General features: G+C 56.8%; 16 protein-coding genes and 2 pseudogenes. 12 read left to right on the top strand and 6 right to left on the bottom strand.

The features are described 5' to 3' along the window. The first annotated feature begins 23 nt into the window (after positions 1 to 23). Positions 24 to 350, top strand: coding sequence for a hypothetical protein (locus E7T06_RS11340; protein WP_136365901.1), 327 nt, complete (start codon positions 24 to 26; stop codon positions 348 to 350). A 109-nt stretch (positions 351 to 459) separates the two neighbouring features. Here the strand turns inward: E7T06_RS11340 and E7T06_RS21775 are convergent. After that, positions 460 to 870 (bottom strand): annotated as a pseudogene (locus tag E7T06_RS21775) (DDE-type integrase/transposase/recombinase); the annotation flags it as partial. Between the two features lie 844 nt (positions 871 to 1,714). Between E7T06_RS21775 and E7T06_RS11345 the strand changes: the two are divergent. The 5 genes and pseudogenes from E7T06_RS11345 (at position 1,715) to E7T06_RS11365 (ending at position 5,141) form a co-directional block, all read left to right on the top strand. Next, positions 1,715 to 2,263: a replication initiator protein A gene (locus E7T06_RS11345; RefSeq protein WP_136365902.1), complete on the top strand. Its 549-nt coding sequence runs from the start codon at positions 1,715 to 1,717 to the stop codon at positions 2,261 to 2,263. Further along, on the top strand, positions 2,257 to 3,069 hold the full coding sequence (locus E7T06_RS11350; protein ID WP_136365903.1) for a hypothetical protein: 813 nt from the start codon (positions 2,257 to 2,259) through the stop codon (positions 3,067 to 3,069). The genes E7T06_RS11345 and E7T06_RS11350 overlap by 7 nt, the downstream gene beginning before the upstream one ends. Positions 3,070 to 3,304: 235 nt before the next feature. Further along, positions 3,305 to 3,949, top strand: a pseudogene (locus tag E7T06_RS11355) (IS6 family transposase). After that, positions 3,946 to 4,209 (top strand): helix-turn-helix transcriptional regulator, encoded by a 264-nt coding sequence (locus E7T06_RS11360; protein ID WP_136365904.1) that lies wholly within the window; start codon positions 3,946 to 3,948, stop codon positions 4,207 to 4,209. The pseudogene E7T06_RS11355 and the gene E7T06_RS11360 overlap by 4 nt, the downstream one beginning before the upstream one ends. A gap of 440 nt (positions 4,210 to 4,649) precedes the next feature. Next, on the top strand, positions 4,650 to 5,141 hold the full coding sequence (locus tag E7T06_RS11365; RefSeq protein WP_136365905.1) for a hypothetical protein: 492 nt from the start codon (positions 4,650 to 4,652) through the stop codon (positions 5,139 to 5,141). 456 nt (positions 5,142 to 5,597) lie between these two features. On the opposite strand, the gene E7T06_RS11370 is transcribed toward E7T06_RS11365, so the two are convergent. Beyond that, positions 5,598 to 6,413 carry a tyrosine-type recombinase/integrase gene (locus E7T06_RS11370; RefSeq protein WP_136365906.1) on the bottom strand — a complete coding sequence of 272 codons (816 nt, stop codon included), beginning with the start codon at positions 6,411 to 6,413 and terminating at the stop codon, positions 5,598 to 5,600. Positions 6,414 to 6,524: 111 nt separating this feature from the next. Between E7T06_RS11370 and E7T06_RS11375 the strand changes: the two genes are divergently transcribed. The 3 genes from E7T06_RS11375 to E7T06_RS11380 all read left to right on the top strand — a co-directional run bounded on the left by E7T06_RS11375 (position 6,525) and on the right by E7T06_RS11380 (position 9,276). Beyond that, complete coding sequence (locus tag E7T06_RS11375; protein WP_136365907.1) at positions 6,525 to 8,351, top strand: recombinase family protein; 1,827 nt, start codon at positions 6,525 to 6,527, stop codon at positions 8,349 to 8,351. A 242-nt stretch (positions 8,352 to 8,593) separates the two neighbouring features. Then, entirely contained in the window at positions 8,594 to 8,725 is a 132-nt protein-coding gene (locus E7T06_RS22080) for a hypothetical protein (RefSeq protein ID WP_276605569.1), read from the top strand. 371 nt (positions 8,726 to 9,096) lie between these two features. After that, complete coding sequence (locus E7T06_RS11380) at positions 9,097 to 9,276, top strand: hypothetical protein (RefSeq protein WP_136365908.1); 180 nt, start codon at positions 9,097 to 9,099, stop codon at positions 9,274 to 9,276. A gap of 69 nt (positions 9,277 to 9,345) precedes the next feature. Here the strand turns inward: E7T06_RS11380 and E7T06_RS11385 are convergent, their stop codons facing one another. From E7T06_RS11385 to E7T06_RS11400, 4 genes are all read right to left on the bottom strand, one after another. Further along, positions 9,346 to 9,918, bottom strand: a complete 573-nt coding sequence (locus E7T06_RS11385; protein ID WP_136365909.1) for a cysteine hydrolase family protein — start codon at positions 9,916 to 9,918, stop codon at positions 9,346 to 9,348. A 722-nt stretch (positions 9,919 to 10,640) separates the two neighbouring features. Next, positions 10,641 to 10,919: a hypothetical protein gene (locus E7T06_RS11390; RefSeq protein ID WP_240741006.1), complete on the bottom strand. Its 279-nt coding sequence runs from the start codon at positions 10,917 to 10,919 to the stop codon at positions 10,641 to 10,643. 199 nt (positions 10,920 to 11,118) lie between these two features. After that, complete coding sequence (locus E7T06_RS11395; RefSeq protein ID WP_240741007.1) at positions 11,119 to 12,366, bottom strand: hypothetical protein; 1,248 nt, start codon at positions 12,364 to 12,366, stop codon at positions 11,119 to 11,121. Between the two features lie 345 nt (positions 12,367 to 12,711). Next, positions 12,712 to 13,293, bottom strand: coding sequence for a hypothetical protein (locus tag E7T06_RS11400; RefSeq protein ID WP_136365910.1), 582 nt, complete (start codon positions 13,291 to 13,293; stop codon positions 12,712 to 12,714). Between the two features lie 149 nt (positions 13,294 to 13,442). Between E7T06_RS11400 and E7T06_RS11405 the strand changes: the two genes are divergently transcribed. From E7T06_RS11405 to E7T06_RS11415, 3 genes are all read left to right on the top strand, one after another. Continuing rightward, positions 13,443 to 13,682 (top strand): helix-turn-helix transcriptional regulator, encoded by a 240-nt coding sequence (locus E7T06_RS11405; RefSeq protein ID WP_136365911.1) that lies wholly within the window; start codon positions 13,443 to 13,445, stop codon positions 13,680 to 13,682. Positions 13,683 to 14,092: 410 nt separating this feature from the next. Next, positions 14,093 to 15,037, top strand: a complete 945-nt coding sequence (locus E7T06_RS11410; protein ID WP_168733495.1) for a ParA family protein — start codon at positions 14,093 to 14,095, stop codon at positions 15,035 to 15,037. Continuing rightward, the gene (locus E7T06_RS11415) at positions 15,027 to 15,983 is read left to right on the top strand and encodes a ParB/RepB/Spo0J family partition protein (protein ID WP_168733496.1); all 957 of its coding nucleotides are present in this window, start codon (positions 15,027 to 15,029) and stop codon (positions 15,981 to 15,983) included. Before E7T06_RS11410 ends, E7T06_RS11415 begins: the two co-directional genes overlap by 11 nt. Positions 15,984 to 16,613: the final 630 nt, after the last annotated feature.

Below are 16,613 nucleotides of genomic sequence, written 5' to 3' on the forward strand. Positions count from 1 at the left end.
TGGGAATGCCCCTGTGGTTGCGTGTGTTGGGAACGGTGGTCTGCCTCCTGCCTGGGGTGTGGTTCTTCTCAAGCCTGCTCTTCAGCGGCAAGACCCTGATGGACGGGCTGGGGGCCGTGGTCTTCATCCTGGCTCTGGGCGGCCTGGTGATCTTGCCCTTGCTCCTGCTCCCCATCTTTTGGTTGGTGGGGTGGCGACCCGGTGCCCTCTTCGTCTCGCTGCTGCTGCTGTTCTGGAGCTGGGGCTTCAACGCTTCGGCCTCCGACGTCATCGTGGCCAACCTGCTGCGCCTGCATGTCATTCCGATCGCTGTTCTGATCTGGGAGTGGCGCGCGTCCCGCAAACGGTAGAGATCGGGAGGGACGGCTAGGCAGGGGTGGATTGCGTCATGGGGTCTCCTGGGGGTTGTGGTGCCTTAATTCGGGGCTGGGTATGGGGAGGGTGGGTGTAGCGTGAGATTCAGGCTACACCCATTACGACGGCTGACCATGTCTGGAATGCTCGTTGCTGATTGCTTCTTCTGGTCGAGGCGGAAACGCTCGTTCGGGAATGATGGTGGAGATTCGTGATGCGGGCGTGCAAATTTAGGAACTCTTGAGCGCGTTTTCGCTGCCCCAACCCCTGATGACTTCGCTCATGTCGTCGAGTGGATCGGTGTTCTTGCAAGGCAAGGTTGTTGCACCGGGCCGTGGAGATCACTTGCTGGTGATCGACGCCTCGCAAGCTCGGGAGCTCCCGGATGGCTGCTCCGTAACTCCGGAGTTAATCAGTGTGCATGACCTCTGGGACGTCGTATTCACCCAGCAGTCTGGTTGAAAAGGTCTTCGCGGCCTCGGTCTCTCGGTGCCGGTGAAGCAGGATGTCGAGCACGAGTCGGGATTTGCCCACATTCTGTGCCACGTGATCTCGGCGCCTGGTACCGGGCGGACCGCCAAGCTCACGTGGAGCGCGTCAGCGCTTATAAGCTGCCCAACAATGCCTAGCAACGTGCCGAAGGTCTCGAGGGGCAGCGTCGCCAGAACCACGGAGAAATCAGCTCGGAGGGGTGGAGCGGTCATAGCACACCGGCGAAACCATCAAAAAACCAGTGCGATCAACGGCTGCAGGGCGGACAACAGAGCATCCTCCTAGTTAACTCGATTCGGTGTCATCAGCTTTGCCAGAACTCGTACGTTGCCCCCGCTGCCTTAAGGTTATCTGGTGAAATCCCGGCACCGAGAACCAGACACAGGTGGGTGGCCTCAAGTTGCTGTTCGGTGCCCCGCCTCCCACTCGTCCTCGACCCCTTGAATCTATGGGATACCTTTGGGCCGTTGCACCCCCCATTCTTCTGCGTCTGACCCCCGTTTCTTGCTTTTAACCTTGGGATACTTTTGGGCCGTTGACTTAAAAGGCTGTGCCACACGGACATTTAAAACGGGATACTTTTGGGCCGTTGCGGGGATACTTTTGGGCCGTTCGTGATGGGATACTTTTGGGCCGATTGGGCCTGTACGCTGTCTCCAACGCCTTTAAGAGGATTGTTGATCCCGGCCACCTCCAGTTGGGATAGCTTTGGGCCGTTTAGGAAGCAACCGTGGGATACTTTTGGGCCGTTTGCCCCTGAATGTGGGATACCTTTGGGCCATTTTGACCGAAAAACCCGCACCAGCACGCACAACCCCCTTGCCCTTGTTGTTGTTCTTTTATATCTTTTAACAAAAGAACAAACATCATGCAGCGAAAACGCCCCCTCCCACCCCCCCAACTGCTGACCGAACGGAATCTGGACCGCCTCGGGTTCTTCTCGGTACAGACCCGTTTGCCGGTGGAAACAGCGTGGGAAAGCCAGTTTCAGGTCGGGGGCCGGTCGGTGCATGTGCACGGCGAAGGCACGCGGGGCCGTCCCCACGGGGCCGACACGGATTTGATGCTGGGCGTCGAGCAGCTCTTCATTGCCCAGGGCTCTCCGGAAGACAACTGGCTGCATACCACCCCCAATGCGCTGCGGGAAGCGTCGCTGATGACCAAAAACGGACGGGCCTTTCACCGCATGCGTGAGGGGCTGCTGCGCATTTGGGCCACCGGGTTCATCGTCCGGGAGGGCTGGGTCGATCCCCTCGGGCGGCCCATCCGCTTTAACGCCGCCTTCCGGCTGTTTGAGGAGCTCCGCTACTGGGATCAGGAAACGCCAGAATTGCCCGAACTGCTGCCGGACGCCCGGCTCACCTGGCGTCCAGCATCCGGGCGGGGTATACGCACGCCCTGCGCCGTGAAGTGCTGACTCACCTCGAGCAGCCGCATGCCCGGGCCCTCTACAGGCTGGCTGAGGCCCACCGCTACGCCGACGACGGCACCCGGCTGAGAAGCCTGAGCGTGCCCCTGATGGAGTGGCGGGAAGCCTGCGGCATCCGCGAGGAGCGGCCTAGTAAAGTAATGCGTGCGCTGGACGCCGCCCATGAGGAGTTGCGGGCCGTGGGTTACCTGACCGACATCACCGTCACGGGCCGGGGGCAAAACCAGCACCTGACTTACCTGTTCCGGCAAGAGTCTGAACCTGATCCCGCCCTGGTGCAGCTCCTGCGGGAGCAGCGCATCAGTGCGCCGCGGGCGGTGCAGCTCGCCAGCGCGTACCCGCAGCGGGTTGAGCAGGCCATTGCGTACGCTGAGTTGCTGCGCCGTCAGGGCAAAGCGCCCCGGAATCCACCGGGTTTTATCGCCGACGTGATCTCGAATCCCGACAAGTACGTGTTGCCGGAAGGGGGGGAGAAACCGGCTCCCCAGCAGCAGGAGCAGCGCGCCCGGCAGGAGTTGGCCCACAGCGAGGCCGAGGCCCAGCAGGAACCTGACGCCCGGCTGGCCGTTCAAGTGGCGCTTCCCCCTGAAGCGCAGTGGCGGGCGGCCCAGCAGACCTTACGGCTGCTGCTGCATAAGGTGCTGACCCCAGCCGAGCGGGCGGCCCTCGAAACCCAGTGTCAGAGTGGGGCTTTACAGGCCGCCCAATTGGCGCATGACGCGGCGCGGGCTGCCGCCACCCTCACCCTGCAGGCGTTCGTCGATGACCTCAAAGGGCGGTTGCAAAAAGCCTGATGCGCACGGATTGAACCGGGAAAGATTGATGTGATGGATGCTGCGCTTGCGCCCGGTCTGCACGATGGGGCTGCTTTCACTGCTTGCAGGCGTTGCATGAAGGTAGGCCGGAAAGCAGCAAGCCGCAGGCTGACAAAACCGAACACGCCTCGATCAGGCAGCCCAGAAAGCTGAACTGATAGACGAATGGAGCCGATTGTGTTGCCTTAACCGGATCAGGGTAGGCTGCTCGTCCGTGACCGATGCCAAGCCGTACCGCCACCGTTTCCCTATGAGCATCATCCAGCACGCCGTCTGGCTCTACCACCGCTTCCCCCTGAGCTACCGGGACGTCCAGGAAGTGCTGCACCGGCGCGGCATCGTGGTCAGTCACGACACCCTGCGCGAATGGTGCATCAAGTTCGGACCCCTCTTCACTGAAGACTTGCGCCACCGGGAACCCCGACGGGGTTCCCGGTGGCATCTCGACGAGGTGTGTACGAGCGTGGACGGCGTCCGGCATTGGTTATGGTGGGCTGTAGACGAGTACGGGTTCGTGCTCGACATCCTCCTCCAGCGGCATCGGAAGACTGAGGCGGCGAAGACTTTCTTGACTCGCCTGCTGGTTGAATACGATGTCCCAGAGGTCATCCATACTGACCAGCTTCGTAGCTACGGAGCCGCGATCCAGGAGATCGCGAGCTTGGCACATGTCGACCACCAAGAGGTGATCTCTACAGCCCGCTGTAACAACATCACCTTGCAGGAACATCGATCCACACGGCGACAGGAATGACAACAACAGGGGTTCAAACGGCGGAAACGCGCTCAAGAGTTCCTGAGTCTGCACGCCCGAATCACCAACCTTCACCATCATTCCCGCACCAGCGTCACCTCATGACGTCCGTGTCTGACAAACCTCCCCGTATCCGACTGCATCTGGCAGAGAACATGCGCCGACTGCGGCAGGAACGGGGGTGGTCTCAGGAAGATCTGGCCGCTCAGGCCCACCTGCACCGCAACCAGATCGGTGTGATCGAGCAAGCGCGCCAGAGCACGGGCATCGACATCATTGAGAAGCTCGCCAAAGCGTTCAAAGTTCGTCCAGGCGAACTGCTCGACCCGAAACCCCGGTCACCTGCCAAGACCCCCTCAGAGTGAAGGTTCACGGCTGCTCAAAGGGAGAATTGGACTACCCCTGCCTTGCTGAAGCAACCTCAAGGTGCTGACCGGAGCGCTGGAGTCGCAGACGAACGTGACGGCTCAACGCAGAGCACGGGGGTCTTCAACCCAGGATGCAGGAAGTGCTTCCTTATCCCTCAGGCGACGGAACCAGTGCCAATTTATAACTTGAAGCCTTATCAATTGAAGTCGTGTTACTCTGAGTCAGGGCCGCCAGGAGGGCCTTGGCATGAGAGACACTTCCAGCTTGCCTCTGAAAACAGCCTTTCGGAACCCTTCTTGGCGTCTTTTCGTCAGCCACTGGTGGAGAAGCAAGAGTGTTTCAATCGACCGGCGAGAGCAACGGCAGGGACTCCAGTTCTCTGGACGCGAGTGTCCCAGCGCATAGAACGATGTCCTTTAACAAGATGCTCCCCCCCTTGAATACGGAACAAATTCTGTTCTCGGAGGAGGCCACGCGCAAGATCCGCGACATCAGTGACGGATCGACACCTCATAGAACCCATCTGATGCTCATTGGAATCCGTTCTGGCAGCTCGGTGTGGATTCAGGAAATCCTGTCCAGCAATCCTCTTGGCCGATATATCCCAAAGGAAGATTCTTTGGCCAATGAGCTGGACTTAAGAGGACGCGTTCGGGGCTATAGCTACGCCCTCGAACGCTATACCCCGTACCGTCACCTGGGCTGGGTGTGGTTTTCCCACTCAGACAAGCTGCTCACCGCTCCAACAGAGGGGAGTGTGGAAGCCTTGATCAAGCACGCACACTGGCGGGTCAATTCCTCTACGCGGATCTGGCCTTTGGTGGTGTTGACCGCCCGAGAACGCCGCAAAGCCGTTCAGCTCAAGGCGTTCGAAATCCGTGAAGGTCAAGCTGTGGAGGTTCCCGTGCATCTACCTTTTGCACCTTAGAGCATCCGCCTGAATTGCAGCCTCTAAACAACCACTTCTGACGCATCCATTCTTTCGACTGCGCCCTCAAATTAGCTTACTCCGTTCAATTAGAACTATATTATTTTGACAAGTACTCTAAATTTAATTAAGGATCTTTTCTAGTGAATAATGGGTCAACGATAGATAGCTCTATTCTTTTACTAGATTCGTACACCACTGAGCATATCGGTTCGATTTGTGGAGGGGCAGTGACTAAAGAAAAGCAGCTCGTAAGATATGAAGAAAGGACGATACAAAATCAATTGTCTCCAGAGAATCAGCAACGCGCACTTCATCTTTGGAGAAACATGGTGCTCAAGGTTTTTCGAGCACGTTTTCGTGAGTTTGAAAGAGTAGATTCTAAAAATGACTCTCAAAAAATACACTTGAAGTTGTAAGTAGCGACCCAAATCGGTAGATGTGAATAAATATCGTCTATTCAATAACCTTGGCAGTTTGATTTAGAGAGCTTGAATAGTAGCGCTGAACAGAATGTACTCTTGTGTAGCCAAGTATTTGGCAGAGCCTATCGGGGGGGTAGAGGCCAGCCTGTTCTTGAGGATAGAAGTGTCGCAATTGCTCTAATGAGCATACTGTGCCTGCTTTACGTGTGTAGGTGATCCAGCGCTCGTGCATGCTCTGTTGACGTAGCGGTGAAATGCGACCGTTCTTGCGCGCTTGGAACAAGAACTGGTCACGAGTGTCGAGTTGGGCCAGACGCGCTCTTAACCGTCTGACAACCTCCTCGTCAGTGAGGATCACTATCCTTTGACGACCATCCAAACGTAAAACGTATTCATCCTGTTGTTGTGTCAAGTGGTGGCCACGCAGAGCAAGGGCCTCTCCGATGCGCAGGCCGGCAGCGTAGATTAGGCGAAACAGCAAAGCGTCCCTCTCCTGCTCAGGAGGGATAAGCGAGAATATTCCTTGGATAACTGCTGGATCAGGCAGATGACTGGTGACTTGAAGATGGGGAACCGTTGGGATGTCGTTCGCCCAACTTAATTGAGAGGGCGTCCAACGAAAAAACTGGACGAGCACAATCGAATGCAGCCGCCGAGTAGAAGCCTTCCAGTGAGGATGAGTTTCAAGATAGAGCGCAACACCCTTGGAATTTGGTTCATGACCTGAGCTTCCAACCCAAACGAAAAATTGGCGCAAGACCGACCGGTACACGTTAAGCGTGTTGCTGTGGAGAGGAGGTTTGTGCGTCTTGAGAAACTCTGCAATGAGGTCTGGCCAGTGGGACATTGAAATCCTGTGTATACAGACAAGAAAAAGCTACTGGGCGGAGAACACGGTGAGCGACATAGTGGCGTTACGGGCGATACGCGTTCAAGCAGGCGCCCAAGGAAGGTACAGATGACAATACAAGATCAGCATCTGCGACGAGCCGCCGTAGTGTATGTTCGTCAATCCAGCCCCATTCAGGTGAGAGACAATATTGGGAGCACCATGCATCAGAGGAGTCTCTATGACACAGCCCGCCAACTTGGCTGGCGGGAAGATCAAATCATCGTTATTGAAGACGATTTAGGAGTATCAGCGTCGTTTGGTAGTGTGAGACCAGGCCTAGAAAAAATTTTGCGAATGATTGAGGCAGACGAGGTGGGAATCATATTCTCGTCTCAAATCACACGCCTTTTTCGCAACGGAGTTGATGGGGAGCGTGTCATTGAGTATTCAGAAGTGATGAATGTGCTTTTGGGCGACCATAATAGAATATATGATCCAAATAATATAAGCGACAGAATGCTGCTGGGCATTAATAAGATTTTTGCTAAGCAGGACTCTTCTATGCTTCATGAGCGATCCTTTAGCGCGAAAAAAGCATTAGCTTCGATTGGTGAATTTAAAATAAAATGCCCAACGGGATATGTAAGAATCGGCGCTTTAATAGTTAAAGACCCTGACAAATCTGTTCGTGATGCTATAGATAAAATCTTTCGCTTATTTAGGGAAGAGGGCTCTGCAACTGGTGTAACACGCCGATTGGCAATTGAGGTAGCTGAGAGCGGAGGGGTAACTGGATATATACCAACCAGACTCCCAACAGGAGTCGAGTGGGTTATACCCTATAGGTCACGAGTCTTCAATATTTTAAAGAACCCAACTTACGCGGGGGCAAATTCTTTTGGAAGGCTAACAATCAAGAAAAGAATAAAAGATGGAAGAGTATATAAATCAGTCAAAAAAAATGTTCGTCAGGACTGGTTTAGTCTTCATATGAAGAAGCATGAAGGATATATAACTTGGGAAGAGTTCCTGACTAACCAAGAGAAGATTTTAGGAAACACATACAATTTTGGCGGATATTCGGCAGGGTCTCCCAGAACAGGAAATAATCTATTGCAAGGTTTGGTCATATGCGGGGGATGTGGAAAACATCTTTATACCAGAAAACTTTCTGTATCAAGAAGTCTTTACCAATGCCGCCATAGTGAAACTTCGCGCTATACAAACTGTAAAGATTTATATGTTAATGGGTTAAATGATATAATTTTCAACGAAATAAGACAACAATTAACCATCCTAAATGTGGAAGCCGTAGAAAATTTTGAAGATGTACTGTTGTTAGAGAAATCGAAAGCTCGTATCACCCGTGACGATTCTATAAAAGGTGCTAAAAATAGGGTCACCAAGGCTGAAAAAGCCTACAGATATGCGGTAGAAAATATTGAAGACGGAGAAGTTTCGAGCGAAATTGTAAAAAATCTACTAAAAGAATGGGAGGCAAGCATAAAAACATTGAGGAGTGTTGAGAACAGTGAAGACTTTGAGACAGCGAAAGATCCTGAGAATTTTACGCAAGAGGAGAGGAGCTACCTGAAAAATATTCTGAACGATTTAGATTTTATACGGACGAGCGATTTTATTAGTAATAAAGATCGTAAGGAATTAATCAGATGCTTTATTTCAAGAGTGACAATCACTAAATCGGATGATCATAAAATAGAAATTGTTTGGAGTTCAGGACGCAATACAGTTATACACATGCCCCTCACTCAATTAAAATATGAAAAAAGTTTTATAGATTCACTGAGAAAGCTTTCATTAACCATGACCAATAAAGAGATTATTGAGAAATTTAATTCTGAAGGAGTTAAGCCGCTAAGAGGCAGAACATTCACTAGATTATTATTAAAAAGCATTAAAAGAAGATATAAAATACCAAGTCTACCAAGATAAACTATCAAAAAGGTCAAGGTGTAAGATTTAACCTAATCGCGCCTATTCAGACCGTGTCCTCGAGCAATATTTTGGCGACCTAAGAAGTGAATTGAGTACCGTAACGTACGGCATTCAACCGCCGTTGGAAGAGCGCCGGCTTGTCTCGGCACCTATGTCAGCATAATGTCCAAGACTTCACCAAGTTCTGTACATTATACCCTCCCCTAATGTGTATAAATTACATTTATAAGGATCAGACCATGAAGACGCCTGTGCCCAAGCCGTTGGCTGAGCCGAAAATGACTGTTGCTGGAATTAAGCGTGTGATCGCCCTGATAAAAAAGCTAAAAGCTGATTCTCTTCCAGCCAACCCTGATGAGCAGCGAAAGTAGCACGGCCTCTGCGTAATTCCGCCACAGTCGGAACAGCACCGCCTGCGGCTCCATATCGCGCAACCCGTGCTCTTTCCTACCCATTCCGCTCGGATCGAAAGCGCCATATTTGGGCGCTTTCGATCCGAATCCGTGTCAGGAGCAAGTGGAAATCCATTCCAAGTATGCCCATCCACCCTGTTTATTTTGGGTCGCATTCGATACTGCCACGCCCAGACAGTAGGAAGCGTGGCCAAAAGCGGATGCCGTATTCAAGCCACAATCTCACCCGGCCTCAAGCAGGTTCACGCTTAAAACAGGTGCACTCATTTTTAGAGAAGGATGTTCATAATCCAACTCAGTATGTCTTTAATTGACATAGCTTTAATTGCATGGCTACTCATCCTGCTGCTGCCCAGGCTCAAGCATGGCTAAAACAATCCCCCACCGAATCCAGACTCACCTTCGGACGACGCCTCCGAGAAGAACGCCACCACGACATGACCCTCGAAGACATCGCCGCTAGCGTCGGCGTGCCGCTTTGGAACTTGCTTCAAGACACGCCTTCTTGATCATGGTCAGAATTCAGGATGCTGGATCATCACCGCGGGAGCTTCTCTGCCCTCCACCGCTCTGAGTCGTCACCCCTCCATCCTTATTGCCCCCAGAATCAGCTCCGTCTCGGTGACCGTGGCAAATTCCCCGTTCAGGCTGGCGAGATGCACGTCATGAATCTCCTGCGCTCCGTAGTGGCGGCCATCCGGCCCCATGCGGTCAAACGTGGCCGTGGCGTCTGCAGGCAGCAGCACCTGGAAGCCGAGGTTGCCCGCCATCCGGGTGGTAGTCGACACGCAGTGGTCGGTGGTCAGTCCGATGATGACCAAACTGGAAATGCCTGCTGCTCGCAGCTGCCCTTCCAGGTTCGTCCCGATGAACGCGCTGTTGACGTGTTTTTGAACCACAGGCTCACTGGGATGAGGTTCGGCCATGGCCTTGAAGTTCACGCCATCTTGCCCTGGTCTCAACGGCGAGTCGGGTGACTCAGAGACGTGCTGCACATGGTAGATGGGCCAGCTCTGATGACGCCACGCCGCCAGCAACGCAGCGATATGCGTTTCCGCGTGAGGATTGTTGCGCTCTCCCCAAATGGGGTCGTCGAACCCTTGCTGAACGTCAATGAGGAGGAGAGCACTCTGGGCATCAAGGGTCAGCATGGAACTTCATTCTGAACCCGCAAGGACTGCCTGACCAGAGTAAAAGGAATTCAACCTCCGTTATCGTGCCCACCGGTCTTAGGACTATGGCTTTTCCGTCAGTGTTGACTGGGAGGCTCGTGACGTCAGCAAGTGGTGCACTCAATACGGCCTGCTACCGGTGTCCAGCAAGTCTGACCGTCGTTCTGCACGCTCAGAACGACGGCTGACAGGCACCGTAGAGTGAGAAGGCAACGGACTCCTAAACAAGGCTTCAATCCGGTACGAGGGCATCTCGATGGTCTGGCCGATGGGAAAGTTCGCGTGGGGGACAGCATGCCGGGACTCCACGTGACTGCCGCCTGCCCAGAGAGAAACGCAGGGCTGCCTACACAGTGGGGCGCAGATCTAGCGGTACAGGCCCACCACCACGTACTCGCCAAGATGGGGGGTGAACTGCCGGGTCGTTCGGAGCCTGTCGATGCACTTCGCCAAAATCACGCTCGACGAGGCCGTGGGCGTCCTGCGGGCTCAGGGTGAATATGACGTTCCAAAGGTCATTCACCTGAGGGGCGTCGCCGCCCCGGGACGGCCACTCGGGAGCTCCCGGGCTTGAGAAGCGCCCATCACCAGCAGGTACTCTCCACGGCCCGCTGCAACATCACACAGCAAGAACACCGATCCACTTGCCGACAAGACCGAGGTCCGCAAGAGTTCGAGCGGCCCAGGGCTGCCGCCCGCCATCAGGTGGGCTTTTTGACCTGCAGGGGCACCGCGTCTCCTCGTCGGTACAGGCCACAGAGGTGTTCGCGGTCGCCGTTCCGGAGCTTGAACAGTGCGGCGACGGTTTGACCCTCCGCCGGCTGTAATCCTTCTAATTTCAGCGCTTCAATACTGGCCAGATCTGGGGGGTGGGTTTGGTGGTAACTGGGGATCTTGTCTTTGGGCATGCGGGAGGTTCTCCGTCCGCTGGGGCGCGGGCTGGGATGGACACAGCGTAGCGCTTCGCTGGGTTCAGGCATGCCAACCCTCCGCTGAATTTACCCCCCGTCACGCTAAAGCATCCGCTGCTGGGCCGCCTTGCCCATCGCCTGTGGCGGCCTGGGACAGCAGATGATTTTGCTCGTGCCGCTCTAGAAAGAAGTCTTGCCACTGCAGGTGCCCGTCCGGTGTCATTCAGCACGTCCAACCCACAGCTGGAACCGACATCTCTTCTGGCCATCACCCGTCCGGCATCCGCTTGCTGGCAATGATCCAGGTCAACAGAGCTAGGGCGCGCGTCAGGTCAGACTGCGCCAGTACGGCCTCCGCATCCTGAATGCGTCCCGGAAGACTGCTGGCCTCGGTTTCAATCTGCGCAGCGTAGAGCCCGAACCGCTTCAGCGGGAGATGAAAGCCGCGCGGCCCCACTGGGGTTTCACCGACCACCAGGAGGGCGCCACGGTCCAGCCGGGCGGGCCGGAGCACCTCCTGATCCAACATCACCCGCGCGGCGCGGGCCTTGACTTCGTACAGGTAGGCCTGCTCCCGGCGAAGTGCTGGAGCGTTCCTGTGCTGGGGGTCATGCTGAAGCTGAGCGCCGATCCCTTTGGCTTGACTGTTCACCACCTGCAGAGCCAAAACGGGATGGAGCTGACGCAGCAGACCGACGGGCAACCGCCCCGACGAACGGGCCTGTCCAAGCGCTTGCCAGTCGGTCTGGTTGATCCACGGCCCAAACGTCTGCAGGAGTTTGGGGAGAGACGCTGCTGGAAAGAGGTCGAGGAGACCCACCGTCAGCAAGGTCGAATGGGGCACACTCCAGAGCCCGACGCGGATCTTCCCGGGATCGTGTGTCGGGGCGGCGTGAAGGGTGGCCAGAGCGGCGGCACCCAAGACCAGTCGCCAGGACAATTCTACTTTCAGGCCGCACTGAACACGGACAAATACAGCACAGTCGTCCACCAAGATGTCGCCTACCGAAGGGCGGGCCACACTGGCTGACGAGAGCAGCGCGTCTGGCCAAGGTGCGCCGAGCAACCAGGCCAAGTGTTGTTCCTGCCTTGCCAAGCTTTTCATGGGGGGAACCCGATCCGGAAATATCGAATCCAGAGTCCAGCGCAGGGTGAGGGCCAAGTCTTCTGGGGTGAACACCTGCCGCGCCAGGAAGCGGTCACGCCGGTTCTGAACGTGCCGGGCGAGCTCGTGAAGCCGGATACCCCAGGCCGGAGAGGCGGCGCCGAGGGAGAGGGCATGGACAGTGACGGGTTGAGGGTGACCGGTGGACGCCTCGATCTGCCAGCGCAGCAGTTCCAGAACGGCGTCCTCAGTGGCCGGGCTCGGCGTTTCGGGCCAGGGGTGGGGACCTGCGGTGACAGAGGGGAGGCGAAGGGGCGGGGTGAGGAGTTCTTGTTGCAGCCGCCGAGACCAGGCCGGGTCACTGCCGAGCAGGTGCCGCAAGGCTCGACTGGTGACCGCCCCCTGATTCACGGTGTTCCTTGACTGATCATGCGCCCCGAGGAATCCACAACCCTACGGTCGGACGCAGGGCAGTCCACCCCCTCCTGGCCAGAGCGGTCTTGAACTCATTGTTCAAGAGCCTGAACTCCTGCTGCCTGCTTGACTGACCTTGAGCGTGTACGCCATGGGTTGAGAGGCCGCAGTCCTGCTCGCAGAACGTGACCTTTCCATGCCGTGACTGCGCAAGACGGTCAAGACCGAACCCGTGAACGTTACACGAAGCGTCCACGCGGCCAAGCGCTCAACAATCTGGACTTGAATTGCCCAGCATGAACATCACCAGCGGTTTGGATTCTCCAAGTTAAAAACGTCGCCTCACTCACTGACTCCGGCCACTTCCCAGCCCACATTCTTGAGCACCAGCGTGTAGGTTTTCTCCGTCGTCGTTTTCAAGGGGGGAAGATTGAAGACCGCTCTCAGTTCAGGATCGCTGGCCCAAGCGGTATAGCTCTGGGTTCCCGTCACGGTCACGGCACTGACCCGCACGCCGTTCACCTCTGCGGGGGGCGTGAAGCTGTTGACCTTCTGTGCTCGCCAGGTGCCCACGCAGCGCTCACCGTCGCTGGGCGTGTCAAAGTCGGTGGCCCATTTGGGCGTCAGAGCGACTTCCCAGGCATCTACGGCTGTCCCGAAGACGTCCGTGGCTTTGGTCTGCCGAATCGTCAGGTACCCGTTCTTCTCCAGAATTTTATAGTCTTGAAAAAAAGAATCCTGATCCGCGTCAAGCTGGTACTTGGCTGGCAGGCGGTCAACGCCCGTGGTGATGTCGCGGCACACGGCCTGGGTCACGGCCTTATCTGCCTCAATGACCTGTTCAAAGAGGGCGGTACTCGGCGCGTTCCTGTCACTGCAAGCGGTCAGCAGGAGGAGGGGAAAGGTCAGCGGCTTCCAGTTCATGTGTCCTCCGCAGCAGCCCCGCAGAGAGCCCGAATGGACTCCGAAAGGCTGTGGTGTGAGCTGCTGAACTGTATATCAAAAAATAAGGTATAGAGTGATAAGATATAGAGTGCATGGCTTAGCCGGCTTGATCTGACGACGCTGAGGCGATGCCCCGTCCCCGCAAGACTCCGCTGCCCAAAGAAGCCAGTGCCTCACGTCTGAAATTTGCTGGCCAGTTGAGGGCTGAGCGGCGCCGCCAGGGCCTGACGCTCGAAGACCTGGCCGAAAGAAGCGGGCTGACGTGGAGCTACATCAGTCAGGTGGAGCGCGGCATTCGCAATATCAGCATCGACAATCAAGACGCGCTGGCCCGGGGACTTGGGGTCGAGTTGAGAGACCTGCTCTAGCCTGAGCCTGAAGGATCAACAGGAGAGGCGATCTGTACCCTTGAGGTGCGCCTGGGTCGCCCACTGCTCAGACCGCCCCCCTCAAGCAGTGAAACTCACCACTTCTGGCGACCAGACTGGAGCCAGGGCGTTTCACCGGTAGCCATCCAAAGTCATGGCTCCCTGCCCCCCGGATTTCAACCCACCAGAGAACATTCCTGCAGCCCAAGCGCTCGCCCCCAAGGCACGAGCGGCACTTGTCGAGAGTCGCCGAACTGCATACGGCACTGATTTACCCCGCAAATTGACAGACCGGACACCACTTGGCCCAGAGGCGGCGAAGATGTCATGATAAATGTGTGGAAATTGACGTTGGAAAAATGTACACGTTACGCGAGCTCGCGGCTGGGTTCCAGGTGAGCGAACGAACCTTGACCCGGAAACTGGAGGTCGGCGAACTACGCGGCTACAAGGTGGGTCACCAGTGGCGGGTGCGTGGACGCGACTGGCTGGAGTACACCGGCGCGGTGAGTGGCCCCCGCGTCTTTGTGGTTGCCAATGCCAAGGGAGGGGCGGGCAAATCGACCTTCACCACCAATCTGGCGGTCTTGCGCGCTCAGCAGGGCAAGCGCGTGCTGCTGCTGGATCTGGATCCTCAAGGCCACCTGGCGACCCTGCTGAACATGTCCGTCGACCCAGACCGGACCACGGTGCAGTTGCTTAATGAAGAGCTGCGCCTACCGCGCAACGCGCCGGGCTCCCGTGAACGCTGGCATACCCTCTGGACGGACCTGCTGCAGAGCGTGCCCGGGGCAGGTGAACACGACGCCCTGTCCCGGATCCTGCTGGTGCCCGCCCACAATGATCTGGCTGACCTGGAACGGGCCAATTTCCACCGCACCAAACCCATCGAGTACGCCCTGCGGGAGGCCCTCGACGCGCTAGGCACCCTTGGCGTCGATGTGGATGAAGTCTGGATCGATACGCCTCCCAACCTCGGCCCCCTGACCCGCAATGCCCTGATGGCCGCCCACTATGTCGTCTCCCCTTTTGCCAAGTCCGACCTCGGCCTGGACGGGTTGGAACGGCTGATGATTCTGGTCGAGCAGTACCTCGAATTCAATCCCTACCTGCGGGTGGCCGGGTTGGTCATGAACTACGGCAATCCGCGCACCATCATGCACAACGAGATCCGCGACACCATCCGAACCCGGCCCTCGCTGGCGCCCTATCTGCTGGACACCTACGTGAGTGAGGCCGAGCGCTTCAATCAGGCCCCCCGGCTCGGCCTGCCGCTGGTCTTGGCGGAACCCAGCAGCAGCAGCACCCAGGAACTCCGCCGCGTGCTGGAGGAGGTGGACACGCGTGTCCAGTAAGCGGGGCAAGTTGGCTGAGCGCCGCAGTCAGGTCGGCCAGTCGTCCACTCCCATTACGGTTCAGACGGAGCATCTGGAACGCGTGCCCGCCAGCGCTCTGGACGAAGCGGCAGATGTCGTCGCCTTCTGGATCCCGGTTGGCGACATTCATCCCAGCCCTTTTCAATACCGGTACGAACTGGACGAGGGGCGGCTCTCGGCCCTGATGGCGAGTATTGCGGCCCAGGAGCTCTATCAGCCCATCACGGTTCGGCCCCGCGAAGCGGGAACCTATGAGGTGGTGGTTGGGCACCGGCGCCTCGAAGCCTTCAAACGGTTGGGGCATCCTGCCATCCCCGCCATCGTGCGGGAGTACAGCGACACCCAGGCCATCCGCGCCCTGCTGGACGAGAATTTAAAACGTGCTGACGTCAACCTGTTTGAGCAGACCGAAGGTGTTGTGCAGCTTCTCACCTTGGAGTGCCAGTTGGTGGGTGAACCGGCGGCGGCCGTCCGGCGACTTCTGGAAGAAATGCGCGGCATCAAACGTTCTGGCCTGGAGCTCAACGACGCCCGTCACCTGAGTGCCGCCCGGGTCATTCAGGACGTGGCGGGAATGACCTGGGAATCGTTCCTGATCAACCGCCTTTCGGTCTACCGCCTGTCCCCTCCCCTGCTAACCCACGTGCGGGCCGGGATGCCGTACTCACTGGCCGTGGCCGTGGGGCGGCTGGAGCCCAGACGACAAGCCGAAGCTATGACCTTTTTGCAAAGCGGACCACAGCCCTGGCGTTCACGCGAGGAATTCAAAGCTTGGGCTCAACAGTTGGCGCCCGCCGACGCACCTTCCAACCCCAGTCAGCGGTTCAAAAAACTGGCGTACCGGCTGGAGCACCATACCTTGTCCAAGAATGAGGCTGAACGTGTCTCGGCTCTCTTGGACGAGCTTGAGCACCTTCTGACCTGATTAGGGTTGGAATACTGGTATTCCAGGAGTTGCTGGAGGGTTCAGGGTGATTCTGGGCAGCGCCGGCAAAGTGAGCCTGAGCAGGAGCCGTGTGCCACTCCCGCGCCCAGCTTGAGTTGCACAACTGGCAATCCATATCTCAATTTGCGGTGAGTGTAAGGCAAAGTTTGTCTGGCACAGCCGCTTCCAAGCAGGAATGGCTGGATGCTCAGTCGTATCTTTAGCGCCGATCGGGGCTCCTTGGCGGCGCGGGCTGCTGTTGCTATCCGTTACCCCCACGCCACCTTGCCATCCGGAACACACCTCGGCTATGCATCGGGCAGGCCAACAGTGCGCACCCCTCCGGTTGAGGATCTTCCTCCAGTGACTGCATCATCTTCGAAGACAACATCACCCACTTCAGTCCATTGAGGCGGTGAATGATTGAACACCACCCATCCTGCTGGTACAGCTCTGGTAAGACCGCAAGGACGGCTGCTCCATCTGCCCGACCTCCTGTTGCCTTCACTGCCCACGCTACAAAGAAACGCAAACGTGCAAGCGTCCGAGAGCTGGATACCGACGCCCATCTTCCTTGGAGTGACCCCCTCTGACAGAACCACAGGCCAAGACACTTCGCCCCAGTCAGCG

Source organism: Deinococcus sp. Arct2-2 (genome assembly GCF_004801315.1).
Classification (GTDB): Bacteria; Deinococcota; Deinococci; order Deinococcales; family Deinococcaceae; genus Deinococcus.

Bases quoted from the DNA above. Each gene is read 5' to 3' on its own strand.
- E7T06_RS11345 (WP_136365902.1), top strand. From the start codon at position 1,715: ATGCAGCGAAAACGCCCCCTCCCACCCCCCCAACTGCTGACCGAACGG.
- E7T06_RS11360 (WP_136365904.1), top strand. From the start codon at position 3,946: ATGACGTCCGTGTCTGACAAACCTCCCCGTATCCGACTGCATCTGGCA.
- E7T06_RS11370 (WP_136365906.1), bottom strand. From the start codon at position 6,413: ATGTCCCACTGGCCAGACCTCATTGCAGAGTTTCTCAAGACGCACAAA.
- E7T06_RS11375 (WP_136365907.1), top strand. From the start codon at position 6,525: ATGACAATACAAGATCAGCATCTGCGACGAGCCGCCGTAGTGTATGTT.
- E7T06_RS22080 (WP_276605569.1), top strand. From the start codon at position 8,594: ATGAAGACGCCTGTGCCCAAGCCGTTGGCTGAGCCGAAAATGACTGTT.
- E7T06_RS11380 (WP_136365908.1), top strand. From the start codon at position 9,097: ATGGCTACTCATCCTGCTGCTGCCCAGGCTCAAGCATGGCTAAAACAA.
- E7T06_RS11385 (WP_136365909.1), bottom strand. From the start codon at position 9,918: ATGCTGACCCTTGATGCCCAGAGTGCTCTCCTCCTCATTGACGTTCAG.
- E7T06_RS11390 (WP_240741006.1), bottom strand. From the start codon at position 10,919: ATGCCTGAACCCAGCGAAGCGCTACGCTGTGTCCATCCCAGCCCGCGC.
- E7T06_RS11400 (WP_136365910.1), bottom strand. From the start codon at position 13,293: ATGAACTGGAAGCCGCTGACCTTTCCCCTCCTCCTGCTGACCGCTTGC.
- E7T06_RS11405 (WP_136365911.1), top strand. From the start codon at position 13,443: ATGCCCCGTCCCCGCAAGACTCCGCTGCCCAAAGAAGCCAGTGCCTCA.